Annotated in this window: 23 protein-coding genes; 19 read left to right on the top strand and 4 right to left on the bottom strand. The window is 71.5% G+C overall.

Translation table 11 applies throughout. From position 1 onward, the window contains the following. The 10 genes from ACTWQO_RS14710 to ACTWQO_RS14755 form a co-directional block, all read left to right on the top strand. Positions 1 to 698: copper chaperone PCu(A)C (locus tag ACTWQO_RS14710; RefSeq protein ID WP_443237745.1), on the top strand; the 698-nt coding region annotated here is incomplete at its 5' end. Between the two features lie 150 nt (positions 699 to 848). Next, complete coding sequence (locus ACTWQO_RS14715) at positions 849 to 1505, top strand: hypothetical protein (protein WP_443237746.1); 657 nt, start codon at positions 849 to 851, stop codon at positions 1503 to 1505. A gap of 153 nt (positions 1506 to 1658) precedes the next feature. Continuing rightward, on the top strand, positions 1659 to 2327 hold the full coding sequence (locus tag ACTWQO_RS14720; protein ID WP_443237747.1) for a sigma-70 family RNA polymerase sigma factor: 669 nt from the start codon (positions 1659 to 1661) through the stop codon (positions 2325 to 2327). A 145-nt stretch (positions 2328 to 2472) separates the two neighbouring features. Further along, positions 2473 to 3528 (top strand): ABC transporter substrate-binding protein, encoded by a 1056-nt coding sequence (locus ACTWQO_RS14725; RefSeq protein WP_443237748.1) that lies wholly within the window; start codon positions 2473 to 2475, stop codon positions 3526 to 3528. Between the two features lie 2 nt (positions 3529 to 3530). Beyond that, positions 3531 to 4601, top strand: coding sequence for a FecCD family ABC transporter permease (locus ACTWQO_RS14730; RefSeq protein ID WP_443237749.1), 1071 nt, complete (start codon positions 3531 to 3533; stop codon positions 4599 to 4601). A gap of 37 nt (positions 4602 to 4638) precedes the next feature. After that, positions 4639 to 5448, top strand: a complete 810-nt coding sequence (locus ACTWQO_RS14735; RefSeq protein ID WP_443237750.1) for an ABC transporter ATP-binding protein — start codon at positions 4639 to 4641, stop codon at positions 5446 to 5448. A 78-nt stretch (positions 5449 to 5526) separates the two neighbouring features. Continuing rightward, positions 5527 to 6879 (top strand): MFS transporter, encoded by a 1353-nt coding sequence (locus ACTWQO_RS14740; RefSeq protein WP_443237751.1) that lies wholly within the window; start codon positions 5527 to 5529, stop codon positions 6877 to 6879. Between the two features lie 5 nt (positions 6880 to 6884). Continuing rightward, the gene (gene asnB, locus ACTWQO_RS14745; protein WP_443237752.1) at positions 6885 to 8705 is read left to right on the top strand and encodes an asparagine synthase (glutamine-hydrolyzing); all 1821 of its coding nucleotides are present in this window, start codon (positions 6885 to 6887) and stop codon (positions 8703 to 8705) included. A gap of 20 nt (positions 8706 to 8725) precedes the next feature. Next, positions 8726 to 9964, top strand: coding sequence for a cytochrome P450 family protein (locus tag ACTWQO_RS14750; protein WP_443237753.1), 1239 nt, complete (start codon positions 8726 to 8728; stop codon positions 9962 to 9964). Positions 9965 to 9990: 26 nt separating this feature from the next. Further along, positions 9991 to 10923: an L-tyrosine/L-tryptophan isonitrile synthase family protein gene (locus ACTWQO_RS14755; protein ID WP_443237754.1), complete on the top strand. Its 933-nt coding sequence runs from the start codon at positions 9991 to 9993 to the stop codon at positions 10921 to 10923. 26 nt (positions 10924 to 10949) lie between these two features. Here ACTWQO_RS14755 and ACTWQO_RS14760 read toward each other — a convergent pair whose 3' ends face one another. Both ACTWQO_RS14760 and ACTWQO_RS14765 read right to left on the bottom strand, forming a co-directional pair. After that, positions 10950 to 13925 carry an FAD-binding and (Fe-S)-binding domain-containing protein gene (locus ACTWQO_RS14760; RefSeq protein WP_443237755.1) on the bottom strand — a complete coding sequence of 992 codons (2976 nt, stop codon included), beginning with the start codon at positions 13923 to 13925 and terminating at the stop codon, positions 10950 to 10952. A gap of 63 nt (positions 13926 to 13988) precedes the next feature. Next, positions 13989 to 14492 carry a MarR family winged helix-turn-helix transcriptional regulator gene (locus tag ACTWQO_RS14765; protein ID WP_443237756.1) on the bottom strand — a complete coding sequence of 168 codons (504 nt, stop codon included), beginning with the start codon at positions 14490 to 14492 and terminating at the stop codon, positions 13989 to 13991. Between the two features lie 124 nt (positions 14493 to 14616). On the opposite strand from ACTWQO_RS14765, the gene ACTWQO_RS14770 reads away from it, so the two are divergent. Next, a complete protein-coding gene (locus ACTWQO_RS14770) occupies positions 14617 to 15132 on the top strand; it encodes a YceI family protein (RefSeq protein ID WP_443237757.1) in 516 nt (171 codons plus the stop codon). Positions 15133 to 15139: 7 nt separating this feature from the next. On the opposite strand, the gene ACTWQO_RS14775 is transcribed toward ACTWQO_RS14770, so the two are convergent. Beyond that, complete coding sequence (locus ACTWQO_RS14775; protein ID WP_443237894.1) at positions 15140 to 16834, bottom strand: hypothetical protein; 1695 nt, start codon at positions 16832 to 16834, stop codon at positions 15140 to 15142. 211 nt (positions 16835 to 17045) lie between these two features. On the opposite strand from ACTWQO_RS14775, the gene ACTWQO_RS14780 reads away from it, so the two are divergent. The 5 genes from ACTWQO_RS14780 to ACTWQO_RS14800 all read left to right on the top strand — a co-directional run bounded on the left by ACTWQO_RS14780 (position 17046) and on the right by ACTWQO_RS14800 (position 20722). Continuing rightward, the gene (locus ACTWQO_RS14780) at positions 17046 to 17429 is read left to right on the top strand and encodes a cell division protein SepF (protein ID WP_443237758.1); all 384 of its coding nucleotides are present in this window, start codon (positions 17046 to 17048) and stop codon (positions 17427 to 17429) included. Positions 17430 to 17507: 78 nt separating this feature from the next. Next, positions 17508 to 18713 (top strand): ATP-binding protein, encoded by a 1206-nt coding sequence (locus ACTWQO_RS14785; protein ID WP_443237759.1) that lies wholly within the window; start codon positions 17508 to 17510, stop codon positions 18711 to 18713. Further along, a complete protein-coding gene (locus ACTWQO_RS14790) occupies positions 18710 to 19051 on the top strand; it encodes a nucleotide pyrophosphohydrolase (RefSeq protein WP_443237760.1) in 342 nt (113 codons plus the stop codon). The genes ACTWQO_RS14785 and ACTWQO_RS14790 overlap by 4 nt, the downstream gene beginning before the upstream one ends. Positions 19052 to 19240: 189 nt before the next feature. Continuing rightward, on the top strand, positions 19241 to 19717 hold the full coding sequence (locus ACTWQO_RS14795) for a DUF6099 family protein (protein WP_443237761.1): 477 nt from the start codon (positions 19241 to 19243) through the stop codon (positions 19715 to 19717). 81 nt (positions 19718 to 19798) lie between these two features. Continuing rightward, the gene (locus tag ACTWQO_RS14800; protein WP_443237762.1) at positions 19799 to 20722 is read left to right on the top strand and encodes an LLM class F420-dependent oxidoreductase; all 924 of its coding nucleotides are present in this window, start codon (positions 19799 to 19801) and stop codon (positions 20720 to 20722) included. Positions 20723 to 20878: 156 nt separating this feature from the next. Here ACTWQO_RS14800 and ACTWQO_RS14805 read toward each other — a convergent pair whose 3' ends face one another. Beyond that, positions 20879 to 21457: a TetR/AcrR family transcriptional regulator gene (locus tag ACTWQO_RS14805; RefSeq protein WP_443237763.1), complete on the bottom strand. Its 579-nt coding sequence runs from the start codon at positions 21455 to 21457 to the stop codon at positions 20879 to 20881. 91 nt (positions 21458 to 21548) lie between these two features. Between ACTWQO_RS14805 and ACTWQO_RS14810 the strand changes: the two genes are divergently transcribed. From ACTWQO_RS14810 to ACTWQO_RS14820, 3 genes are all read left to right on the top strand, one after another. After that, entirely contained in the window at positions 21549 to 21995 is a 447-nt protein-coding gene (locus tag ACTWQO_RS14810; protein WP_443237764.1) for an anthrone oxygenase family protein, read from the top strand. A 102-nt stretch (positions 21996 to 22097) separates the two neighbouring features. Further along, a complete protein-coding gene (locus ACTWQO_RS14815; protein WP_443237765.1) occupies positions 22098 to 23579 on the top strand; it encodes a 3' terminal RNA ribose 2'-O-methyltransferase Hen1 in 1482 nt (493 codons plus the stop codon). Further along, the gene (locus ACTWQO_RS14820; RefSeq protein WP_443237766.1) at positions 23576 to 26116 is read left to right on the top strand and encodes a polynucleotide kinase-phosphatase; all 2541 of its coding nucleotides are present in this window, start codon (positions 23576 to 23578) and stop codon (positions 26114 to 26116) included. The genes ACTWQO_RS14815 and ACTWQO_RS14820 overlap by 4 nt, the downstream gene beginning before the upstream one ends. Positions 26117 to 26126 lie beyond the last annotated feature (10 nt).

A 26126-nucleotide genomic window follows, 5' to 3' on the forward strand; every position in this document is an offset into this window, starting at 1 on the left:
TCGCCGCGTGCAGCGTCGCGCTGGCCGGCCTGACGGCCTGGGTGAGTGCCGGAAAGGCGGGGGCCCCGCCCCGCGTCAGCGTCTCGAACGCGCGCGTGTTCCTGCCGTACGGCGACACCACGGACACTGGGGAACAGCCTGCGGCTGCGGGCCTGGCAGCCGACGCGAGCGGGGGGCCGTACGCGATGACGACTACCCATGTCTGGCGCCCCACCCGCCGCCGCCTCACCGACACCCTGCTCGCCGCCCTCGTCCCGGTCGCCGCGTGCAGCGTCGCGCTGGCCGGCCTGACGGCCTGGGTGAGTGCCGGAAAGGCGGGGGCCCCGCCCCGCGTCAGCGTCTCGAACGCGCGCGTGTTCCTGCCGTACGGCGACACCACGGACACCGCGGCCTTCTTCGACATCGCCAACTCCGGCGGCGCCGACGACCGGCTGGTCCGGATCACCTCGACCGACGTCCGCGGTGAGATCACGCTCAGCCGCCACCGTATGACCGGCAGCGGGGCCGCCTACGCCGAGGAGGTGGAGTCCGCCGCCGTGCCCGCGGGCGGCGAGCTGTCCATGTCGCCGCAGAGCGTCGACGCGACCCTGCGAGCGGGCGCCGACTGGCGGACCGGCGACCTCGTGGCGTTCACACTGCACTTCCGGCACAGCGATCCGGTGCACGTCCCCGCGGTCGTGGTACGGCCAGGTTCGTGACCTGCCCGCCCTGCAGACGTCGGCCCCGAAACCCGGTAGGTTCCCGAGAGTTGTCGTGGCGTGGATCACACGCCTCGGGGCGAGTGGGGGAACGGGTCATATCCGTACCCAGGCGTGACGGTGGACGTCAGGATGCGAGGATGAGACGCCATGACAGCAGGGTGGTGTTCTCGCACAGTACGGGCCGCGGTGTTCGCGGCCGTCTGTGTGCTGCTCGCCGCCCTGGGCCACGTCCTGATGTCCGGCGCCCACGTGCCCGCCTGGACGCTGGCCGCGGGCGTGGCCGGGACCGGCGTCGTCGGCTGGGGCCTGGCGGGCCGTGAACGCGGGCTCGCCCTCGTCGTGACCGTCGTGGTCGTCGCCCAGACCGCGCTGCACCAGGCGTTCTCGTACGCGCAGTCGGTGAGCGGCTCGACCTCCATGAACTCGGACATGGATATGGGCATGGCCCATATGGATATGAGCCACATGGATCACATGGGGCATACGGCTTCGCACTCCATGTCCTCCATGTCGTCCCTGTTCATGGGTGGCTCGTCGTCCATCGGCATGCTCGCCGCCCACCTGCTCGCCGCGCTGCTCAGCGGCCTGTGGCTGGCATACGGCGAACAGGCCGCCTTCCGCATCCTGCGCGCCGTCGCCGGATGGCTGGCCGCGCCCCTGCGGCTGCTGCTCGCGCTGCCGACCCCGCCGCACCGCCCACGCCTCGTCGTGCGCCGTCGGCGCTCCGAGCGGGCGCCGCGGCTTCTCCTCCTCGTCCACGCGATCACCTCTCGGGGTCCGCCCCTGGGGACCGCTGTCATCTGAAGACAGCCGGTAACCCGAGGCCGCCCGTGTGCGCCTCGGGCCTCGGTCGTACGTCCGCGAAGGCGTCGTACGGCCGTATCCCCACTGACCGGACCGCCGCACCCACATACGTGCGCCGTCGGTCCGATTCTGGATGACCGAGAAGGACACCAGGTGATCACTCCTGCCCTGCCTCCCTCGTGCGACAAGAACGGCAGAAGGGAAGTAATTGGCCAGACGGAAGTCATTGACCAGGCAACCCTCGACGACTCGATAACCGCCTGGGCGCTCGCCGCCCGCGGCGGAGACCCCGACGCCGTCGAGCAGTTCGTCCGCGCGCTGCACCGCGACGTCCTGCGGTACGTCGCCCATCTCTGCGCCGATCCCCAGGCGGTCGACGACCTGGCGCAGGACACGTTCCTGCGGGCGCTCGGCAGCCTGCACCGCTTCGAGGGCCGTTCCTCGGCCCGCTCCTGGCTGCTGTCCATCGCCCGGCGCGCGGTGATCGACCGCTACCGGTACGCCGCCGCCCGGCCCCGCCTGTCCGACGTACCGGACTGGCAGCTGGCGATCGAGCTGGCCCAGCCGCTGGACCTGCCCGGGTTCGACGACGGCATCGCGCTGCTCGACCTGCTGGCGGGGCTGCCGGACGAGCGCCGGGAGGCGTTCGTCCTCACCCAGCTGCTCGGACTGCCGTACGCGGAGGCGGCCGAGGTGAGCGACTGTCCCGTGGGGACGGTGCGCTCGCGGGTCGCTCGCGCGCGGGCGACGCTGATGGATCTGCTGGCGGAGGCGGAGGAGCCGTTGCCGCGGGCGGAGCACGCCGCGTTGGTGGCGGCGTAGGCCCCGGGAACGGGGCGGCACGGGGGCCGGTGGCGAGGTCTCGCCGTCGGCCCCCGGGAACTCATCCGCCCCCGACCCCGACTACTGCACCGGGTGACGGACAGTCGCCCGCGTATCAAGTGGATCGTGGATCGGGAGAAGTTCGATGCGTTCTCGTGTGAAGTGCGGTACGGCCGCCGCCGTGCTCGGCGGTCTGCTCCTGGCAGGCTGCGGTGATACGGAGACGGACTCGGCCGGCGGGAGCGCGGCGGGTGCCGAGCCCGTGACCGTCACCGACTGCATGGGCGCGAAGACCACGTTCTCCGCCGCCCCGGAGAAGATCGTCACCAGCAACGCCTCCAGCCTGGAACTGCTGCTCCGGCTCGGCGCCGGCGACAAAGTGATCGGAACCGGTTTCCCGCCCGGCAAGGGCACGCTGCCCGCCGCGCTCGACACGCAGGCGCAGAAGGTGCCGGTGCTCAGCGACACCGTCATCCCGAAGGAGAAGCTGCTCGGCTCCGGCGCGGACGTCTACCTCGACACCTTCGCGTCCATGGACGCCATGGGCGGCGGTATGGGCGACGCGCCGACGGAGGAGGAGTTCAAGGCGGCCGGGATCCAGCACATCTACCTCAAGTCCACCGCCTGCGCCGCGATGGGCAAGAAGCCGGTCACCGACCTCACCGCCGTCGAGGACGACATCACCACGCTGGGCGAGGTCACCGGCACGAGCGCCGAGGCGAAGAAACTCGTCGCCGGGATGCGGGAGAAGGTGGACGCCGTTCAGCAGGCGGTCGGTGACACGCCCGGGGGTGAGCGTCCGACGTACTTCTTCTTCGACTACGACGCCGGTACCAAGCAGCCCGTCGTCGTGTGCAACCGCCAGGTCGCCAACGCGGTGATCACGCTCGCCGGTGCCCGCAACGCCTTCGGCGACTGCGACGGCGACTTCAAGCAGGTCGGCTGGGAGGACGTCATCGCGAAGAACCCGGACTGGATCCAGCTGGGGGTCCGCGACCGGGGCAGCGCCGACGCCAACGAGAACGCTTTCGACGAGGCCGAGAAGTGGCTCAAGGGAAACTCGGCCACCAAGGGCCTGACAGCCGTCAAGGAAGACCACTTCCTGCGCATCGGCTCCGAGCGGACCACCATCGCCGGGGTGGACAACGCCGACACGGTGGAGCGGATCGCCAAGGCCGTCCACCCCGGCAAGGTCGACTAGCCGTGTCGTCCGTGCTGTCGCGCCGGACCGCGGAACCCGGGACACGGGGCCGCGTTCCGGCCGGACCGCTGGCCGCCGCGCTGGGTGTCACCCTGCTCCTCGCGCTCACGGTGGCCGTGTCCTGGGGCTCGACCTCCATCCCGCCCGCCGAAGTGTGGGCGGTCGTGGGGCGGCGGCTGTCCGGTGAGGCACCCCGCCCGGGCACCGACGACCTGATCGTGTGGCAACTGCGCGTTCCGCGCGCCCTGTTGGCCGCGCTCGTCGGTGCCGGGCTCGGCATCGTCGGTACGGCGGTCCAGGCGCTCGTACGCAATCCACTGGCCGACCCCTATCTGCTGGGCATCTCCAACGGAGCCTCGCTCGGAGCCGTCGCCGCGATCGTGCTCGGCGTCAGCGCCGGCGGAGCGCTCGGACTCGGGCTGTCCGGCGCGGCCTTCGTCGGCGCCCTTGCCACCTTCGCCCTGGTGTGGACGGTGGCCCGGCGCGGCGGGGGATTCGCGCCGCTGCGGCTGGTGCTGGCCGGGGTGGCGATCGGGCAGTTCCTGTCCGGCTTCACCAGCTACCTCGTCCTCCAGGCCGGGGACGAGCAGCAGACCCACAGCGTGCTGTTCTGGCTCATGGGCAGCCTCGGCGGGGCGAGTTGGCAACTGCTCGCGGTGCCCGCCGTCGCGGTACCGGTGGCGCTGGTGTGCCTTCAGGGGCGAGCCCGTGGCCTGAACGCGCTGCTGATGGGCGACGAGACGGCGGCCGGACTCGGCGTCGACGTCACTCGCCTGCGCCGCGAGCTGTTCACCGTGACCAGCGTCCTGACCGGTGTCCTCGTCGCCGTCTCCGGCGCGATCGCCTTCGTCGCCCTGATGGTGCCGCACGCCTGCCGCCTCCTCGTCGGCGGCGACCACCGCCGGCTCCTCCCGGTCTCCGCGCTGTTCGGCGCGCTGCTCCTCGTGGTGGTCGACCTCGTGTGCCGGGTCGCGATGGACACACAGGAGCTGCCGGTCGGCGTGGTCACGTCGCTGCTCGGCGCGCCGGCCCTCTTGTACCTGCTCGACCGACGGCTGGGGAGCGGAAGTTGAGGACGAACATGATGGAACGGCAGCGGGGGAGCGGCAGTTGAGGATCGACATCGAAGACCTGCACGTCGCCTACGCCGGCCGAACGGTCGTCTCCGGCGCCCATCTCGTCGCCGCCGAGGGCGAGATCACCGGCCTCGTCGGCCCGAACGGCAGCGGCAAGTCCACGCTCCTGCGCACCGTCTACCGCCATCTGAAGCCCACCGCCGGCCGGGTCCTGCTCGACGGCACCGACCTGCGCACACTCTCCCCGATCCGGTCGGCCCAGCATGTCGCCGCCCTCCCGCAGGAACGCGGCGGCGACTTCGAGCTGACAGTCCGCGAGGTCGTCGCCATGGGCCGCACCCCCTACAAGCGGGCGTTCGCGGGCGAGGACGCCACTGACCGGGACATCGTGGCGCAGGCGCTGTCCGACGTCGGCATGGCGGACGCGGACGAGCGCCGGTTCACCGCTCTCTCCGGCGGCGAACGCCAACGCGTCCTGCTCGCCCGCGCGTTCGCGCAGAACCCTGACGTCCTGGTCCTGGACGAGCCGACCAACCATCTCGACATCCGTCACCAGGTCGAACTCCTCACCCTGCTGCGCGAGCGCCGCCGTACGACCCTGGTGTCCCTGCACGACCTCAACGCCGCCGCCTCCGTCTGCGACCGCCTGCACGTCCTGCACGCCGGGGAAGTGGTCGCCTCCGGCCCGCCCCGTGACGTTCTCACGCCCGCCCTCATGGCGGAGGTGTTCGGCGTACGGGCGGCCGTGGTCGACCACCCCCTCACCGGCGACCCGCTGATCGCCTTCGACCATCGGGCGTCGGAGGACAGCACGGCGAGAGTTTTGGACATGTACGGGAACTAACCGCCGTTTCCTCCCGACTTGTGGGACGAGGGTGCCGAACCGAACGGCAGCCCGCCCACGAGAAGAGGGACGGAAACGGTGTCTGACCCACAGCCCGGTCGCATACGCGAGGACCGGTGGCCCCTGGTCGCCGTCGCGGGCCTGTTGTCCTTCGTGGCGATGCTCGACATGAACATCGTCAACGTGGCACTGGCGGACATCGCCGACGGTCTGCACGTGTCGGCGGCGACCGCGCAGTGGGCGGTACTGGGTTATCAACTCCCCGTGGTGGCATTGCTGTTGCCGGTCGGACGGTGGCTGGACGGCATGGGCCTCAGGCCCGCCCTGCTCACCGCGACCACCGGCTTCGCCCTGTGCAGCGCCTTCTCGGCCGCCGCGCCCTCCGCGGGCTGGCTCATCGCCGCCCGGCTCGTCCAAGGCGCGTGCGCGGCGGTGTTGTTCGTGCTGATGCCGGTGCTGGCGATCCGTTCCGTACGGCCGCACCTGCGCGGCCGGGCGATGAGCGTGCCCGCGACCCTCGGCCCCCTCGGGGCGGTGACGGGTCCGGCGGTGGGCGGACTGCTCCTCGATCACTGGGGCTGGCAGGCGATCTTTCTGGTCAAGATCCCGTTCTGCGTACTGGCGTTGGCGGTGGCGTGGGGTGCGATGCCACGGGACGGCGGGCTCACGAAACCCGACCGGCGGTCCCTTGCGGACGCCGGGCTGGTGGCGAGCGGCGTAACGCTTCTGCTGCTGTCGCTGACCCTGGGCGCCTGGTGGCTCGCGCTCGCCGCCGTACCACCCTTGTGGCGGTGGCTGCGAGGACCGGGCGCCCGTCCACTCACCGGCCTACTGCACGTCCCGGGACTGCTCCGGGCACACAGCGCGGTGCTCGCGCTCGCCGCCGGATTCGCCGCCATGCACTACGTCGTCGCCCTGCACCTCCAACGCGAGGACGGCGTCAGCGCCACGACGACCGGCCTGACCGTACTCGCCTTCCCACTCGGTATGGGTCTGGCCGGACCCGTGGGCGGACGCCTCGCCGACCGGTATGGCGCACGCCCGGTCGCCGCCGGCGGCGCCGCGCTCACCGCCGCCGGTCTCCTGCTGCTCATCCCGCTCGGCGACGGCTGGTCGCCGCCCGACGTCGCCTGGCGGCTGGCGCTCGCGGGGATCGGCATGGGCCTGAACGGCGGCCCGACCCAGGCCCTCGTCATGGGCGCCGCCCCGCCGGACCGCGCGGCCACCGCCGGTTCCGCCGTTCAACTCGCCCGCAGCCTCGGCTTCACGCTCGGCCCGGCACTGGCCACGGCGGCCTGGGGACTTGCGGGTCCCGGAGGCGACGGCGCCCGGGCGGGCCTCGCGCTCGCCGCGACCGCCGCCTGTCTCGCCGTACCCCTGCTCGCGCGACCGCCGCAGCGGACCGCCGCCACACCCCTCACCCAGGAGTAGCCCCCATGTGCGGAATCACCGGATGGGCGTCCTTCCACACCGACGCCCGCACCCAGGCCCCGGTCATCGAGGCCATGACCGCCACCCTCGCCCCGCGCGGCCCGGACGCGGGCGGCGTCTGGCTCGGTGAGCGCGCCGCGGTCGGCCACCGTCGGCTCGCCGTCATCGACATCGAAGGCGGCCGCCAGCCGATGCCCGACCGTGCCAACGAGCCAACAGCCGTGCTCAGTTACAGCGGCGAGGTCTACAACCACCACGAACTCCGGGACCAGCTCCGGACGTTGGGCCACGAGTTCCGCACCCGCAGCGACACCGAGGTCGTCCTGCGTGCCTACGCCGAGTGGGGCGAGGGCGTCGCCGAGCACCTGGACGGCATGTTCGCCTTCGCCGTCTGGGACGAACGGGCGCAGCGGCTGCTGCTGGTGCGTGACCGACTCGGCGTCAAACCGCTGTTCTGGGCGCGCATAGAGGGCGGACTGGCGTTCGCCTCCGAGCCCAAGGCACTGTTCGCGCACCCGGAGATCCGCCCGAGGGTGGACACGGACGGGCTGCGGGAGGCGTACAGCCTGCTGTTCACCACGGGGCCGACCATCTGGTCCGGCGTCCGGGAGGTCGAGCCCGGCGGGGTGCTGGTCCTGGACCGGGACGGCGTACGGGAGCGCCGCTACTGGCAGTTGGCGGCCGGGTACCACGACGACGGCCGGGACGAGACCGTCGCCCGCGTCCACGACCTGGTGAGCACCGCGGCGCGCGCCCAGCTCGAAGCCGACGTCCCCCTGTGCTCGCTCCTCTCCGGCGGTATCGACTCCACCGTCCTGACCGCCCTGCTCGCCGACGAACTCCGGCTGCGCGAAGGCCCGGACGCCCGGATCCGGTCGTACGCCGTCGACTACAGCGACCAGGCCGAGCAGTTCACGGGCGATGTGCTCAGAACCGGTTACGACACCCCGTACGCCACCGAGGCGGGCGCCTTCATCGGCACCGACCACTCCACCGTCGTGCTGGACCCGCACGCCCTGCTCGATCCCGAGCACCGGAAGGCGGTCGTCGTGGCCCGTGACTCGCCCATCGGGGTGGGCGACATGGACACCTCGCTGTATCTGCTGTTCGGGGAGATACGGCGGCACTCGACCGTCGCACTGTCCGGCGAGGCGGCGGACGAGGTGTTCGGCGGCTACCCCTGGTTCCACAACCCCAAGGCGCTGGCCGCGCCCACCTTCCCCTGGCTGCTGGTCACCGGCGACGACGCCGCCATGCCGCTCAACCCCGAACTCGGCTTGAACATGGGCGAGTTCCGCGCCGACACCTACCGCGACGCGCTCGCCGCCGTACCGCACATCGAGGGCGAGACGGAGACCGAGCACCGGCAGCGCGAGATGCAGCATCTGTCCCTGACCCGCTGGCTGCGCCAACTCCTGCACCGCAAGGACCGGTTGAGCATGGCGCAGGGGCTGGAGGTGCGGGTGCCCTACTGCGATCACCGGCTCGTCGAGTACGCCTACTCCGTCCCGTGGGCGCTGAAGAGCTTCGACGGCCGGGAGAAGAGCCTGCTGCGAGCCGCGGGGGCGGGCCTGGCGCCCGACTCCGTACTCCTCCGGCCCAAGAACCACTACCCGGCCACCCACCACCCCGACTACAACCGCGGCCTCCAGGACATGGCCCGCGAGGTCCTGCCGTCGGTCCGCGAGCTGGCCGACGAGACCCGCATCAAGCCCTGCCTCGACACCCCGCCCGACCGCCTGGAGTGGGGCCACCGCCTCCGTCTCGAACGCGTCGTCGACCTGGCCCTGTGGCTGGACCACTACCGCCCCGAACTCGCCCTCTGAGGACCTTGAGGAACCCCCTGATGACAGTCCAGGAACCGCTGTCCGAGCCCGTCCCGCTCATGGGCTGCCCCTACAAGAGCAACCCGTATCCGCTCTACGAGCGTCTGCGCGAGGACGGCCCGGTGCACCCGGTGCTCTTCCCCAGCGGCGTCCAGGCCTGGCTCGTCACCGGTTACGACGCCGCACACGCCGCCCTCAACGACGACCGGCTCGGCAAGAACCACGACCGCGGCAACGACCGCTGGCGGGCCCGCGCCTCGATCATGCCGGAGCCGCAGCACTCCCAGCTCCAGGTGCACCTCCTGCACCAGGACCCGCCGAAGCACACCCGGATGCGGCGCCATGTCACGGAAGCGTTCACCCCGCGCCGCGTCGATCAACTGCGCCCGCGCTTCCAGGAGTTGGCGGACGCTCTGATCGACCGCCTGCCGGAGACCGGCCCCGCCGACCTCGTCACCGGATTCGCCGCCCACCTCCCCTTCCAGGTCCTCGCCGAGGTCATCGGCCTCCCCGCGGAGCTGGCGGAACGCTTCGACCGGGACTGGGGCAAGGTCGTCCAGCCGGTCGGTCCGGCCGATCCGGGGCGGGCGGTGTACGAGGCCCGGCTGCACGGGCTGCAGAGCTATATCGCCGAGATCGTCGCCCACAAGCGCGCACACGGGAACGACGATCTGCTCAGCCGTCTGGTCGTGGCCCGCGACCGCCGCGAGCTGTCCCAGGAAGAGCTGGACTCCATGATCTTCCAGCTGTTGGTGGCGGGGCAGGAACCGGTCACGAACCAGATCACCACCGCCCTGATCGCCCTGTGCCGCCACCCCGCTCAACTCGCCCGCCTCCGCGACGACCCGGCCCTGCTCCCGCGCGCCGTCGAGGAACTTCTGCGGTACGACAGCGCTTTCGAGCTGACCACCTGGCGTTTCTTCGCCGAGGACAGCGATCTGCACGGCACCCGCATCCCGGCCGGCGACTCCGTGATCGTCTCCCTGTGCGCCGCCAACCGCGACCCGCGCCGCTTCGAGGCCCCCGACACCCTCGACCTGGACCGCTCGCCCAACCCGCATCTGGCCTTCGGCCACGGCATCCACTTCTGCCCCGGCGCGGCCCTCGCCCGCACCGAACTCCAGGTCGCCCTGGGCACCTTGCTCGCCCGGCTGCCGGGTCTGCACCTCGCCGTCCCGGACGACGAGATCGAGTGGATCCCGGCGGTCCTCGGTCGCGGCGCCAACCACCTGCCCGTGGGCTACGACCGACGTGTCTGACGACCTCCCGAGGAGACCCCACCCCCATGCCGTCGACGACCGCGCCGGACACGCTCACCACGAGCGCGTCGATCCTGCGCCTGCTGCTCCCGCACCACCGCACGACGGACGCCACCGGCGCCGCCTCCGCCGAGGCGTTCCCCCACCAACTGCGTGGGATCGCCGCCTTCGTACGAGCCGGCACACCCGTCCGCTTCACCCTCCCCGGCTTCCCCTGCAAATCCCCCAACCCCGCCAAGGTCCTCGGCCACCTCCCCGACCAGGGCGAACGCCTCTCCCTCCGCTTCCTGGACGCCCTCTGCGAGGAGGTGGAGCGCGTCTACCCGCCCGGCGCCCGCGTCACCATCTGCTCCGACGGCCATGTCTTCGGCGACCTGATCCGCGTCCCGGACGAGCACATCGACGCGTACGCTGACGAACTCCGGCTCCTCATAGACCAGTTGGGCCTGGAGAGACTGTCGGTGTTCGACCTCCGCGATGTCCTCGGCGACCGGCCGAACGACACGAAGCGCGCCCACGTCCACGAGCGCTACGCCCCCACGGTGGACGCCCTGCGCGCCGAGGTCCGTTCCGACGACCACGCCCTGTCCCTGTACCGGGGCATCACCCGGTTCCTCGTCGAGGACACGGCCGACTTCTCCGGCACCCGTTCCGCCCTCCAGCGTGAATGCCGACGGCGTGCCTACGGCGTCATCCAGCGCAGCCGCGCCTGGGGCGACCTGATCGCCGAGCACCACCCCGGCGCCGTACGCCTGTCCATCCACCCCCAGCCGACCGGCGCCGCCAAGTTCGGCATCCGGCTGCTCGACGCGCCGGATGCCTGGACGACGCCCTGGCACTCGGCCGCGCTGCTCCGGGCCGACGGCACGTGGACTCTTGTGCCGCGCGCTCGCGCCGCGCGGGAGGGGCGCCTTGTGCAGTGGGATGGCCGGCCGAGCCACTTCGAGCAGAGCCTCTGAGGTGGTGCTATGTCACATGTCACGCGTCACATATGAGGCAGCCCCGACGCCAGCAACTCCGCCAAGTGCACCCCCTCATGCCCCCCACTGTCCAGCTCATGAATCTGCGTACGGCAACTGAACCCATCCGCCAGAACAGCCACACCCGCATCCGTCTCCCGCAACCGCGGCAACAACACCCGCTCCGCGCACGCCTTGCTCACCTCCAAGTGCCCCCGCTCGAACCCGAAGTTGCCGGCCAGTCCGCAGCACCCGGACTCCAGCCGCTCGGCTTCGACCCCTGCCCGGCCGAGCAACTCCCGGTCGGCGTCCCACCCCAGCACCGCGTGCTGATGGCAGTGCACCTGGACCAGCGCCTCCCGGCCGGGCAGTCGCGGGGGCTCGTAGCCGGGGGAGTGCTCGGTGAGCAGTTCGGCCAGGGTCACGGTCTGCTCGCGCAACCTCCGTACGTCCCGGTCACCGGGGAACAGCTCTGCCGCGTCCGACCGGAACACAGCCGTACAACTCGGTTCCAGACCGACGACGAGACCGCCGTCGCGGACGTGCCCGGCGAGGCGGCGGACGGTCCGCCCGAGGACGCGTTCGGCGACGCCGAGTTGCCCGGTGGAGATCCATGTCAGCCCGCAGCACATGGGCTCGCCGGGCAGCTCGACCCGCCAGCCCGCGTGCTCCAGCAGCCGGACGGCGGCCTGACCGACGTGCGGGTGGAAGAAGTTGGTGAAGGTGTCCGGCCACAGCAGGACCGTCCCGCGCGCCCCGTGGCCGTACGCCCCGCGCCGCCGGGCGAACCACTGCTGCAGTGTGCGACCGGCGAACCGTGGCAGCTCCCGCTCCTCGACCCCCGCGAGCGCCACGGCCGCCTTCGACAGCGGTGGCAGGTGCGTGAAGGCGTTGACCACCGGCCCCAGCCGCGCGCGGCCCACCGCCTGCGCGACGACCGGCAGCCAGCCCATGGTCAGGTCGGAGCGTGGCCTGCGCCATGGCCGGCGTGCGTAGTGGTGGGCGAGGAACTCCGCCTTGTACGTGGCCATGTCGACGTCGGCGGGACAGTCACTCTTGCATCCCTTGCACGCCAGACACAGATCGAGGGCGTCCCTCACCGCCTCCGACCGCCAGCCGTCCCGGATCGCGCCGTCCCCGTGCCCGTCGAGCATCTCGAACAGCAGCCGGGCCCGTCCGCGCGTGGAGTGCTCCTCCTCCAGGGTGACTTGGTAGGAGGGGCACATCACCGCGCCGCCCTTGTTGGTGAGTTGGCGGCACTTGCCGACGCCCACGCACCGATTCGCGGCCTCGGCGAACGACCCGCCGTCGTCCGGGAAACGGAAGTGCAGATCGCGCGGGTCGTACGGCGCCCAGTCGCCGCCCAGCCGCAGATTCTCGTCGAGCCCGTACGGCGCCACGACCTTGCCGGGGTTCATCCGGTCCCGCGGATCGAACACGGCCTTGAGCCGGCCGAACGCCTCGACCAGCTCCTCCCCGAACATCCGCGCCAGCAGCTCGCCCCGGCTCTGCCCGTCCCCGTGCTCACCGGAGAAGGACCCGCCGAACTCGGCGACCAGATCGGCCGCCCGTTCCATGAAGCGCCGGTAGGCGGCCACACCGTCGGCGGTGTACAGGTCGAAGGAGATCCGGGTGTGCACACAGCCCTGCCCGAAGTGGCCGTAGAGGCTGGGGCCGGTGTCGCTGCGGTAGCCGAACTCCTCGAACAGGTCCTGCAGCCGGCGCAGATAGTCACCGAGGCGTTCGGGCGGTACGGCGGAGTCCTCCCAGCCCTCGAAGGTGTCGGGCCGGTGCGGGACGTGCGCGGTGGCGCCGAGCCCGGCCTCGCGGACCTGCCACAGCTCCTCCTCGCGGTCCGGGTCGTCCACGAACGCGACCTCGGGGTCGTGCTCGCTCTCGTCCAGCGCTTCCAGCATGCGATGCGCCCGCCGGTCCGACTCCTTGAGCGTCTCGCCGCCGAACTCGACCATCAAGTAGGCCTTGCCTTGGGGCAGTTCGGAGATCGCCTGCGGATTGAGGTGCTTGAGCTGCTCGTCGCGGATGAGCTTGGAGTCGACGCCCTCCAGTGCCATCGGCTCGTACGGCAGGATATCCGGCACCGAGTCGGCGGCGCGCTCGACGCTCGTGAACCCGAGCACGACCAGCGTCCGTTCCTTCACCACGGGTACCAGCTTCAACTCCGCACGCACCACGGTGACGAGCGTGGACTCGCTGCCGACCAGCAGTCCGGCGACGTCGAAACCGTGTTCCGGCAGCAGTGAGTCGAGGTTGTAGCCGGAGACGCGGCGGGGGATGTCGGGGAAACGGTGCCGGATCTCGTCGGCGTAGGTGTCGCGCAGGGCGCGCAACCGCCGGTAGACCGCCGAGCGGAGGTCACCGTGCCGCTCGATCTCGGCGTACTCCTCGTCGTCGGTCGGGCCGCACCAGAAGCGCGTGCCGTCGTAGAGGAGCACTTCCAGGCGGGCGACGTTGTCGACCACCTTGCCGGTGGCCTGGGCGGTGGCGCCGCAGGAGTTGTTGCCGATCATGCCGCCGATCGTGCAGTTCATGTGGGTGGCGGGTTCGGGTCCGAAGCGCAGCCCGGTGCCCGCGAGTTGCCGGTTGAGGTCGTCCAGCACGATGCCGGGCTGGACGACGCAGGTGCGGGCGTCGGTGTCCACGGACTCCAGCCGGTTGCAGTACTTCGACCAGTCGATCACCACCGCCGTGTTGGTGCACTGTCCGGCCAGGCTCGTCCCGCCGCCCCGGGACAGCACGGGTGCGTCGTACTCGCGCGCGACGGCAACGGCTTCCACGGCCGCTTCGGGGGTACGGGGGACGACCACACCGATCGGGGTCTGCCGGAAGTTGGAGGCGTCGGTCGAGTACGCGGCCCGGCTCCCGGCGTCGAACCGCACCTCGCCGTCGACGCGTGCGCGCAGCGCCTCCTGAAGGCCACCGCCGTCGAGCGGCGGCGCGGTCCCTCGGCGGGTGACGGGTGCGGGCAGGTCGGACACGGCCATGGAGCGCTCCTTCGGCTGCGGTCGGCAGCCGGGTACCCCGGGCTCCTCGGGACAACCGGGGCGTCAGTGGCCTTCAGGCTCCTGGGCGAGGTCGGGCACCAGGCCGCACATGGCTTCCCGCTGGTCGGCCCCCATGAACTGGGCGAGGGCCTCCTTGACCGTGTCGGCGAGGCCGCCGGAGGCCTCCGACAGCAGGCGGCGGGCCTTGTCCGTGAGGGTCACCTCGATGCCGCGCTTGTCGCCGCAGACCGACCTGCGGGAGACCAGGCCGGCGTGCTGGAGGCAGGCGATCTGGTAGGTGAGCCGGGTCTTGGGGCGGCCCAGGAGTTCGGCGATCCGGGTCATGCGCAGACCCGTCTCGGGCTGCTCGGCCAGCAGGCACAGGACCAGGAACTCGTCGTGCGAGACGTCCAGGCGCTCCTTGACCACGGCCCGCAGTCGCTGCTCGACGGCGCCTGTCGCCGCCAGCAGCACCATCCAGGCGCGCAGCTCCGCGGGCAGCAGTCCGCCACCCTGCGCGGAAGGGCATTCGGGCAGGTCGGCGGGGTGTGCGTCGGAGTCGGCCATGAATTCGAGTCTACCTGTTGTCCATTTTTGGACCGACGGGGTTGTTCAGATTTGGATAGTCGGCTAGCGTGAGGTCATCCAAATTTGAATCACCAGGCAGTTGTCAGGAAAGCAGGGAACGATCATGACCGTCGCCGTGGAAACCGGACTGTGGCAGCTCGACACCACCGCGTCCACCGTCGCCCTCCGGCACAAGACGATGTGGGGCATGGTCACGGTGAAGGGCACCTTCGGCGCCGTCACCGGCCAGGGCGAGGTGCGGTCCGACGGGTCCGCCGTCGGCACCGTGACCCTGGACGCCACCACCCTGGACACCGGCAACGCCAAGCGCGACACGCACCTGCGGTCCGCCGACTTCTTCGACGCCGACCACCACCCCGAGATCACCTTCGCGGTCCGCAGCGCCGAACTCCGCGACGGCGACCAGGTCCACGTCGTCGGTCAGCTGACCGCACGCGGCATCAGCCGCCCCCAGTCCTTCACCGCCCGCCTGATCGGCTCGGACGCCGACTCACTCACCCTGGACGCGGAGTTCTCCGTGAACCGCGACCAGTTCGGCATGGGCTGGAACCAGCTGGGCATGATCCGTGGCCTCACGACGGTCGCCGCCACCCTCCGCTTCGTCCGCACCGCCGCCTGACGGTACGTCAACCCTCCGCCCGCAGACGCACATCCGTACTCGACAGCGTCTGCGGTACGGCGGTGAAGGCACGCAGCCGGATCCGTACCCGCGGCCCGGGGAGCGGGAACTCCCCTCCGGGAGGCTGGAGTTCGTACGACGCGGTGGCATGGGCGGGCAGGGTCGCCGGGCCCCGCACGATCGACCAGTACGGGTGCGTGCCCTGACCTGTGGTGAGCATGAAGTGCGGCGACAGTGCGCTGCCGCCCGCGTTGGTGACGCGGAGGGCAAGCAGGGAGACCGTGTCGGCCGAGGCCCGCCGCACCGAGGTCACCTGCATCCGCAGCGGCGGCGTCCCCGTCGCCGCCCAGACCGCGCTCCCGAACGCCGGGGCGAGCAGCAGCACCGTCGCCGCGATCCGCGCCGAACGGCGTCCGGCACCGGACAGCGCACGCGGCTGCCACGCCCCGGCGAACTCCGGCGCCGGTGCGGTCACCGCCGCCGCCAGCCACAGCGGCGTCATCATCAGGTAGTAGCCGTCCTGCGAACGCGTCGCCAGATAGAAGGCACACCACGGCAGCACGGCCGCCGCCGGACCCAACCGCCGTACGAACAGCACGAACAGCGCCAGCTGTCCCGCCGCCAGCAGCAGGCTCGCGTGGGAGTACCAGTCGAGCCGGTCGCTGCCGTCCGTGAAGTACAGGGAGACGTCCACCAGCCCCTGCCCGTGCAGCACCGCCCCCTGCGTCAACGGCAGCGCGATGCCCCGGACCCAGTCACCCGGCTCGCTCACCACGAAGTACGTGTTGATCAGCAGCCATACGGTGACGGCGACCCCGACGACCTTGAGCAGCATCAGCGTCGCCGCCCGCGACCCCAGCTCCCCGCGTCGTACGGCATATATCCCTGCCAGCAGGAACGGCGCCAGGAACCACGGCAGTTGCTGCGCCGCGCACGCCGCCCCCAGACACGCGGCCCGCGCCACCCCGGCCGCCCCGAGCCGCCCGCCCCGCCCGATCCGCGGCCAGCGCACCACCACCGGGATCAGCAGGGCCAGCGCCACGATCGCCGGGTAGCCGAGCCGGCCGTACGACGGCAGCAGCCCGAAACCGAGGCACACCATGGTCGCCGCCGACCGCCACGGCACGGGCAGCATCCACCACAGCACCACGGCGCCGACGATCAGCGCGCCGGTGCTCACGAGGGTGGCCGCGAGGGCGCCGTGCCCGACCCACAGCAGGGGCGCGGTCAGCAGCGGGGCCAGTGGGGGATAGCCGTACGTGAGGTCGTAGCCACCGGTGACGGTCGGGGTGAGGGCGACGCCGTGGCGGAAGAGCCATGGCCAGGGCTGCCCGTAGACGGGGTGTCCCGCGACAAGGTCCTTCGCGGCCTGGGTGGTCAGGAGCGCCTCGTCCGAGCCGCCGTGCGCCACGGCATACGCGCTCAGCGTCAGCGTCACGGCCGTGACCAGCACACACGCGTCCACCCGGGCGAGGGACCGGGCCCGCCGGACCACCAGTGCCAGCACTCCACAGGCGAGGATCGAGACGTAGCAGACGGAGATCACCGCCGCCACGAGCAGCCGGTGATCGGCCGCCGTCGTCCAAACGGCGCGCGTCCCGATGAGCAGGCTGATGTCGGCCAGCAGGGTCAGGACGCGGTGCCACTGGGCCGGGGACTCGGACACGGACACCGTGGACGGTGCCTGCCGAGGGGGAGCCATACGTTCTGCCACGTACACGGCACCGGACTGTAGGCGGGCCCGGTGAGTGGGGTGCTGATGGTGATGAAGAGTCGGGTGTGAGCGCTGTAAGAGAGGGGTGACGCTCGTCATGTGCGGGGCGCGGGACCGTGTCGCGTTGGGCCGAACGGGTGGTGTGGCGTAAGAATTGGCTGGTGCAGGCATTGAAGGCGAGTCAGTTCGGGGGGAACCGGTGAACGGTCATGACGTCACCGATGAACAGTGGGAAGGGCTCGCCCAGGTCGTACCGCTGCGTGGTCGCGATGCCTGGCCGTCCGCGGTGGGCCACCGTGCGCTTCCGGACGCGGACACCGAACCGCGGCGCCGGTTCGTCGTCCTGAGGGTGAGTGTCTTCGGCGACGCCCGCGAGGTCGCCGAGACGCTGATGGCGGGCGTCCCGGTGCTGCTCGACCTGACCGGAGCGGAGACCGAAGTCGCCAAGCGCGTCCTGGACTTCAGCACCGGCGTCGTCTTCGGCCTGGCGAGCGGGATGCATCGCGTCGACCGCAATGTGTTCCTGCTGACGCCGCCGGGCACCGAGGTGAGCGGGCTGATGGAAGGCGTGGCCGGACCGTGAGGCCGCCGGTCCCCCGATCGTAGGAAGCCGGACGGGGCGGAACGGTTCGGCTGACGGACGGAGCCCTACGGTCCGGATATGCCCGCGTCATCCGTGTCGCCGGGGACTCCCAGGTCTTCGGCGTCCTCTTCGTCCTCGTCTTCTTGCGCGCCCGCGTCCGTCGGGAACCGACCCGACCGGCCCTGTGTCACGGAGTTGCGGCTGTCGGCGTTCGCCGGGCACCGGCGGGCCGGGTTTCCGCTCGGGCCGCTCACCCTGTTCGCAGGTCGGAGCGGCTGCGGGAAGACAAGTGCGCTCAGGGCGTACGAGGCGCTGGCGCGGCTCGGGGGAGGGGCCGAGCTCGGTGAGGTGTTCCCGGATCCGGTCGCCTGCGTTCCCGAACGGGCCCGGCCCGACGCGCAGCGCCGCCGCGGCTTCCGGATCGGCTGCACGGTAGACGGTCCCCAGGGCCCGGTCCGGCTCGATGTCGCCGTCCAGGCCGAGCCCGAACTGCGCATCGTGGGCGAGCGGTTGAGCGCCGAGGGGCTGGTCCTCCTGGAGACCGCCCTGCGCGACCCCGGGCGCCGTGCCGTACAGGCCGCCTGGCACACGGCCGGATCGGCGCCCGTCACCCGCGCCCCGCTGCCGGACGACCGGCTCGGCACCGCGCTGCTGCCGCTGCGGGTGGCCGGCAAGACGGACGGGCAGCGGCGCGTCCTCGCCGCCGCCGAGCAGATGGTCGTCGCCCTGCGCTCCGTCTTCGCCTGCGACCCACGGCCCGACCGTATGCGCAGGCCCGTGCCGCTCGGCTCCGGCCGGCTCCTCGGCGGCTGCGACAACCTCGCCGACGTCCTGTGGCGCACCCGCACCGAGTGCGGCAGGCGGCACGCGCAACTCGTGGCGGCGGTGCGGGCCGGATGCGCGGGACCCGTCGCGGACGTCCTCGCCGAACCCCTCGGCGACGGCACGGTCCGCGCCGTACTCGACCGGGGCGACGGCCCGCGCACCGCCCTCGAACGGCTCGGCGACGGCGAGTTGAGGCATCTCGCGCTGACGCTGGTCCTGCTCACCGGGCCGGGCGTTCTCGAAGTCGACCCGGCCGGGGAGGTGCCCGCTGCCATGCAGACGCTCACCGTCCTCGCCGACGGCCTCGACCACTGCCTGGACCCACGGCAGCGCGACGGACTGCTGCGGCTGGCGGCGCGGATGTGCGAGCGCGGGCACATCCGCCTCGTCGGCGCGGTGAGCGACGCATCCTGGGCCGCGGGGACGGACGGCGTCACGGTGGTACACCTTGACGCGTGACTGACGACCTGGACCTGGCGAAACTGCAGCGCAGGCTGGCCGAGTTCGCCGCCGCGCGGAACTGGCAGCCGTACCACACCCCCAAGAACCTCGTCGCCGCGCTCAGCGTGGAGGCCTCCGAACTCGTGGAGATCTTCCAGTGGTTGACCCCGGAGGAGTCGGCCGCCGTCATGGACGACCCCGACACCGCGCACCGAGTCACCGATGAGGTCGCCGATGTGCTCGCCTATCTGCTGCAGCTCTGCGAGGTCCTCGGCATCGACCCGCTGGCCGCGCTGGACGCGAAGATCGACCGGAACGAGCGGAGGTTTCCGGCGGCGGGGGAGCGGGACGAGTAGGGCACCCGAGGGGGAGTTGACGGCTCCATTTTCACTCTCCGCAGTCAAAAACCCGCCCGAATCCGATTCGTTGTCCGAAGATTTCCGTCTTCCTCTGGCTTTTCGTCCCGTCGGACCTCACTCTGGGTAGTGGACAGCGGAGTTCGGGCGAACGCGCGACGAGCGCGTCGGGACAGACTGGGGCAGCGCATGGACGCGGTGCGGCTCATCGTGACGAGCAGGCGCGCGCTCGCGGGGAGCGGCGAGGCGCCACAGACCATGGCGGAAGCGTGGCAGGCACAGGCCCTCGCGCAGGCGATAGGCAGCCGCCTCGCGGTCTCCGGCCCACCCGAACTACGGGGCGAGGCACTGGGGTTGACCGAACTCGCGGGCAGAGGCTGCGGTGTCCTGGACCGCCCGGACGTCCCCGACACCGACCTGCGCGCGGCCCAGCTCAGCGAACTGGGCGACGCCCGGCAGGCCCTGATGTACCTCGGCGGTCTGCTCGGCGAGGTGGGTATCGCCCTGGTCGGCATCGCCTCCTCCGCTGACGACGAGGCGACGTACTGGCAATGCATGGAGGCGATCGACGCGGCGGACGAATCCCGGGACCGCGTGCTGGAGATGCTGCGGCGGCTGACGGACCGGGATCTGGGGGAGGCCTTACCGGAGAGGGAGGCGGGGTAGACGCAGCCCCGCCTCCCTTCGGCGCGCTGGGGCCAGGGGGACCGGTGGGGCTGACCGGGCCGGAGCGTGCAGGATGGGTGTATGGATCTGCGTATCTTCACCGAGCCCCAGCAGGGCGCCACCTATGACACCCTCCTCGCGGTCGCCAAGGCCACGGAGGATCTTGGATTCGATGCCTTCTTCCGCTCCGACCATTACCTCAAGATGGGCTCCGGCGACGGGCTCCCGGGCCCCACGGACGCCTGGATCACCCTCGCCGGCCTGGCCCGGGAGACGCGGCGCATCCGGCTCGGCACGTTGATGACCGCCGGTACCTTCCGGCTGCCCGGCGTCCTCGCCATCCAGGTCGCGCAGGTCGACCAGATGTCGGGTGGCCGTGTCGAACTGGGCCTGGGCGCGGGCTGGTTCGAGGAGGAGCACAAGGCGTACGGCATCCCGTTCCCGAAGGAGAAGTTCGGCCGCCTCGAAGAGCAGTTGGAGATCGTCACCGGGCTGTGGGCCACGGAGGCCGGCCGGACCTTCGACTTCCACGGCGAGTACTACGACCTCACCGACTCGCCCGCCCTGCCCAAGCCCGCCCAGCCGAAGATCCCCGTGCTCATCGGCGGCCACGGCGCCACCCGCACGCCCCGCCTCGCCGCGCAGTACGCCGACGAGTTCAACATGCCGTTCGCCTCCGTCGAGGACAGCGAGCGCCAGTTCGGCCGGGTCCGTGCCGCCGCCGAGCAGGCCGGGCGCAAGGCCGACGACATCATCTACTCCAATGCCCTCGTCGCCTGTGTCGGCAAGGACGACCGGGAGGTCGCCCGCCGTGCCGCCGCGATCGGCCGCGAGGTCGACGAGCTGAAGACGAACGGCCTCGCCGGTTCCCCCGCCGAGGTCGTCGACAAGATCGGCCGCTACGCCAAGACCGGCTCGCGGCGCTTCTATCTCCAGATCCTCGACCTCGGCGATCTGGACCACCTGGACCTGATCGCCTCCGAGGTCCAGTCGCAGCTGCCGTAGCACCTCCCGGATGAGGGACGGGCGCCCCGGAACTCTTCCGGGGCGCCTCGGCGCGGGTCGTGCCGTCAGGCGCGCGCTGCAGGCACCTCACAGAGCTGACAGGCCGCAGGCAGCTGGGCCCGAGGACCCCGGCCGTGTGCCATCCGGGCCGGTGCGTCAGAGCATGGCGAGCCGGTCCACCAGCAGCTCCGTCCTGCGCTCGGTGTCCTCCGGCGGGAGCCGTCCCGCTCGGGTCAGGGTGGCCAGTCCGTGCAGGGACGCCCAGAACGTCTCGGTGAACAGCTCCGGGCGCATGCCGTCCCCGGCGACCTCGCTGAGGCACTCCAGCAGCGCGGCGAAGGCGTCCTTCAACGGTTCGGGGGTGTCCTCCTGCGCGTACGCCAGGCCACCGTCGAGCTGGAACAGGGCGTCGTAGACCGCCGGATGGCGTTCCGCGAAGGCGAGGTAGGCACGGGCCAGCGCGGTGACCCGGGCGCGGGGGCCGTCGGCGGCGGCGGTCGCGGCCCGCATCGCCACGGCCATCTCGGAAGCGCCCTGCAGAGCGACGGCGCCGATGATCTCGCGCTTGCCGCGGAAGTGGCTGTAGAGGACGGGCTGGCTGTATTCGATGCGTTCGGCGAGCCGCCGGGTGGTGACCGCGTCCCAGCCCTGCTGCTCGGCGAGTTCGCGGGCCGTCGCCAAGATGAGGCGCTCGCGGTCCGCCCGTTCGCGTCGTTTGCGTTCCTGTACCGACATGATTCGATCCTAGCATCGCTAGACAATCGAGCGGCAGTAGAGATAGCGTTGCCTCATTACCTAGCAGTGCTAGATCTCAGGAGGAGTCATCATGCTCAATGCACTCGAGGTCGTCACCATCGTGGTCGTCGGCGTGATGGTGGGGGTGGAGTTCTCCGTCCCCTTCTTCAGTAACCCGATCCTCAACGCACTCCCCGGCGACAACGGCCTGCGCGGCCGCGTCCACGGGGCCCGACTGGGCGGCGCCGTGATGCCGTTCTGGTACATCGGCTCGCTCGTCCTCGTCGGGGTCTGGGCCGTCGCCGGATGGGACGACGATGGCACCGGCCTCGTCGTGACCGCCGCCGCGCTGCTGATCGTCAGCGTGCTCATGTCGATCCTGGTGCTCGTCCCGATCAACAACCGGGTCAAGACGTGGACCGCTGGCAGCCGGCCGGCCGACTGGAAGGAGCAGATGAAGCGCTGGGACCGCTGGCACTACGTCCGCGTCGCCGTCATCATCGCCGCCTTCGCCTGCCTGGTGGCCGCCCTCACCTGAGCCCGAAAACCCTGAGGGTGTCCGGGAGCATCCGCTGTAGGTTGTGGGGGCACGTCGATAGCGAGAATCCACAGTTCAGACGGCCCTTCGAGGTTACCCACCGTGTTCCTGACGATCAGCACCACCGGCACTGAAGAACGCCCCGCCACCGACCTCGGCTTCCTGCTGCACAAGCATCCCGAGAAAGCGCAGGCGTTCTCCACGTCCTACGGCACGGCGCACGTCCTCTACCCCGAGGCGGACGCCGAGCGCTGCACGGCGGCGCTGTTGCTGGAGGTCGACGCGGTGGCGCTGGTCCGGCGCGGCAAGGGCAAGGGGCGGGGCGGCGCGCCCGACGCGGCGCTCGCGCAGTATGTGAACGACCGCCCGTACGCGGCCTCCTCACTGCTCGCGGTGGCCCTCAGCGGCGTGTTCTCCAGCGCGATGAAGGGCACCTGCACCGCACGGCCCGAACTCCCGCAGCAGACACGCCCGTTGCGCATCGAGGTGCCCGCGCTGCCCGCCCGCGGCGGCCCCGGCCTCGTACGAGGTCTCTTCGAGCCGCTCGGGTGGACGGTCACCGTCGAACCCGTGGCGCTGGACGCGCAGTTCCCCGAGTGGGGCGACTCGCGCTACGTCCGTCTCGTGCTGGAGTCGGAGTCGCTCACCCTCGCCGAGGCCCTGCGCCACCTGTACGTCCTGCTGCCCGTCCTCGACGACGCCAAGCACTACTGGGTGTCCCCCGACGAGGTCGACAAGCTGCTGCGGGCGGGTGAGGGCTGGCTGCCCGCGCACCCGGAGCAGAAGCTGATCACCAGCCGGTATCTGTCGCGGCGCTGGTCGCTGACCCGGCAGGCGATGGAGCGGCTGGAGCTGGTGCGGCTGGCCGAGGCGGACGACACCGAGGTCGAGGAGATCGACAACGCGGTGGCGGCGGAGACCGAGTCGGAGGAGCGGCCGACCCCGCTCGCCGAGCAGCGCCGGGACGCCATCATCGCGGCGCTCGGCACGTCCGGCGCCGCCCGCGTGCTCGATCTCGGCTGCGGGCAGGGCCAGTTGGTGCAGGCGCTGCTCAAGGACCCGCGGTTCGCCGAGATCGTGGGCGTCGACGTGTCCATGCGGGCGCTCACCATCGCCTCCCGGCGGCTCAAGCTGGACCGCATGGGCGAGCGCCAGGCCTCCCGCGTCAAGCTCTTCCAGGGCTCGCTGGCCTACACCGACAACCGCCTCAAGGGCTACGACGCCGCCGTGCTCAGCGAGGTCATCGAGCACCTCGACCTGCCGCGGCTACCCGCCCTGGAGTACGCGGTGTTCGGCTCCGCCCGCCCCCGGACGGTCCTCGTGACCACCCCGAACGTCGAGTACAACGTCCGCTGGGAGTCCCTCCCGGCCGGCCACGTCCGGCACGGCGACCACCGCTTCGAGTGGACGCGCGAGGAGTTCCGGACCTGGGCCGGCGCCGTCGCCGAACGACACGGGTACGGCGTGGAGTTCGTGCCGGTAGGACCCGACGACCCCGAGGTGGGACCGCCCACGCAGATGGCTATTTTTTCAATGAGCACAGCCGGCATGACCGTGACCGAGAAGGAGGCGAAGGCCGCATGACCGAGACCCGCACGGGACGCACCCTGCCCGTCACCGATCTCTCCCTCGTGGTGCTCATCGGCGCCTCCGGCTCCGGCAAGTCCACCTTCGCCCGCCAGAACTTCAAGCCCACCGAGGTCATCTCCTCCGACTTCTGCCGCGGCCTGGTCTCCGACGACGAGAACGACCAGTCCGCCACCCGCGACGCCTTCGACGTCCTGCACTACATCGCGGGCAAGCGCCTCGCCGCGGGCCGTCGTACGGTCGTCGACGCGACGAGCGTGCAGTCGGACTCCCGGCGCCAGCTGATCGAGCTGGCCCGGCAGTACGACGTGCTGCCCATAGCCATCGTGCTCGACGTGCCCGAGGACGTGTGCGCCGAGCGCAACGCCGCCCGCAGCGACCGCGCCGACATGCCGCGCCGGGTCATCCAGCGCCACACCCGCGAACTGCGCCGCTCCCTACGGCACTTGGAGCGCGAGGGCTTCCGCAAGGTGCACATCCTCCGGGGCGTCGAGGAGGTCGAGCACGCGTCGATCGTCACCGAGAAGCGGTTCAACGACCTGACCCACCTCACCGGCCCCTTCGACATCGTCGGCGACATCCACGGCTGCGCCTCCGAACTGGAGTCCCTGCTCGGCAAGTTGGGCTACGTCGACGGCGTCCACCCCGACGGCCGTACGGCCGTCTTCGTCGGCGACCTGGTCGACCGCGGCCCGGACAGCCCGGGCGTGCTGCGCCGAGTGATGTCGATGGTCGGCTCCGGGAACGCACTGTGCGTGCCGGGCAACCACGAGAACAAGTACGGCCGCTACCTCAAGGGCCGCAAGGTCCAGCACACCCACGGACTGGCGGAGACCATCGAGCAGATGGCGGGTCAGTCGGACGAATTCCTCGCCGAGGTACGGGAGTTCATCGACGGACTGGTCAGCCACTACGTCCTCGACGGCGGCCGACTCGTCGTCTGCCACGCCGGACTGCCGGAGAAGTACCACGGCCGTACGTCCGGGCGGGTGCGCTCGCACGCGCTGTACGGCGACACCACCGGCGAGACGGACGAGTTCGGGCTGCCGGTGCGCTACCCGTGGGCCGAGGACTACCGGGGCCGGGCGGCGGTGGTCTACGGCCACACTCCCGTGCCCGAGGCCACCTGGCTCAACAACACCATCTGCCTCGACACCGGCGCCGTCTTCGGCGGCAAGCTGACCGCGCTGCGCTGGCCGGAGCGGGAGTTGGTCGACGTACCGGCCGAGCAGGTCTGGTACGAGCCGACCAAGCCGCTGCGGACCGAGGCGCCCGGCGGACACGACGGCCGGCCGCTCGACCTCGCCGACGTGCAGGGGCGCAGGGTGGTCGAGACCCGGCACCAGGGCCGTGTCTCGGTCCGCGAGGAGAACGCGGCCGCGGCCCTGGAGGTCATGAGCCGCTTCGCCGTCGACCCGCGGCTGCTGCCGTACCTGCCGCCGACCATGGCCCCGACGGCCACCTCGCACGTCGACGGCTACTTGGAGCACCCGGCGGAGGCTTTCGCGCAGTACCGGGAGGACGGGGTCGCGCGGGTCGTGTGCGAGGAGAAGCACATGGGTTCGCGTGCGGTGGCGCTGGTGTGCCGGGACGCGGAGGCGGCGCGGAAGAGGTTCGGCGTGGACGGGCCCACGGGGTCCCTCTACACCCGCACGGGACGGCCGTTCTTCGACGACGGTTCGGTGACGGAGTCGGTTCTGGACCGGGTCCGGGCCGCCGTGACTCAGGCCGGCCTGTGGGACGAGCTGGAGACGGACTGGCTGCTGCTCGACGCCGAGTTGATGCCGTGGTCGCTGAAGGCGTCCGGGCTGCTGCGGTCGCAGTACGCGGCCGTGGGCGCGGCGTCCGGGGCGGTGTTCCCGGGCGCCCTTGCCGCGCTGGAGGGTGCGGCGGCGCGGGGCGTGGAGGTGACGGACCTGCTGGCGCGGCAGCGCGAACGGGCCGCGGACGCCGCCGCGTTCACGGAGTCGTACCGCCGCTACTGCTGGACCACGGACGGCCTCGCCGGCGTCCGCCTGGCCCCGTTCCAGATCCTCGCCGTGCAGGGCCGCAGCCTCGCGGGCCTGCCGCATGACGAGCAGCTCACCCTGCTCGACCGCCTCGTGGAACACGACAGCACCGGCCTGCTTCAGACCACCCGTCGGCTGTACGTCGACACCGCCGACCCCGAGTCGGTGCGGGCGGGCGTCGACTGGTGGCTGGAGATGACCGGACGCGGCGGCGAGGGCATGGTGGTCAAGCCGGTCGGGGCGGTTGTGCGCAGTGACCAGGGCCGCCTGGTGCAGCCCGGCATCAAGTGCCGCGGCCGTGAGTACCTGCGGATCATCTACGGTCCCGAGTACACCCGCCCCGAGAACCTCGCCCGCCTCCGCTCCCGCTTCCTCAACCACAAGCGCTCCCTCGCGATCCGCGAGTACGCGCTGGGCCTGGAGGCCCTGGACCGGCTGGCCGAGGGCGAGCCGCTGTGGCGGGTGCACGAGGCGGTGTTCGGGGTGCTGGCGCTGGAGTCGGAGCCGGTGGATCCGCGGCTGTGACCGGGCTCGC

It is taken from the genome of Streptomyces sp. 4N124 (genome assembly GCF_052245395.1).
Taxonomy (GTDB): Bacteria; Actinomycetota; Actinomycetes; order Streptomycetales; family Streptomycetaceae; genus Streptomyces.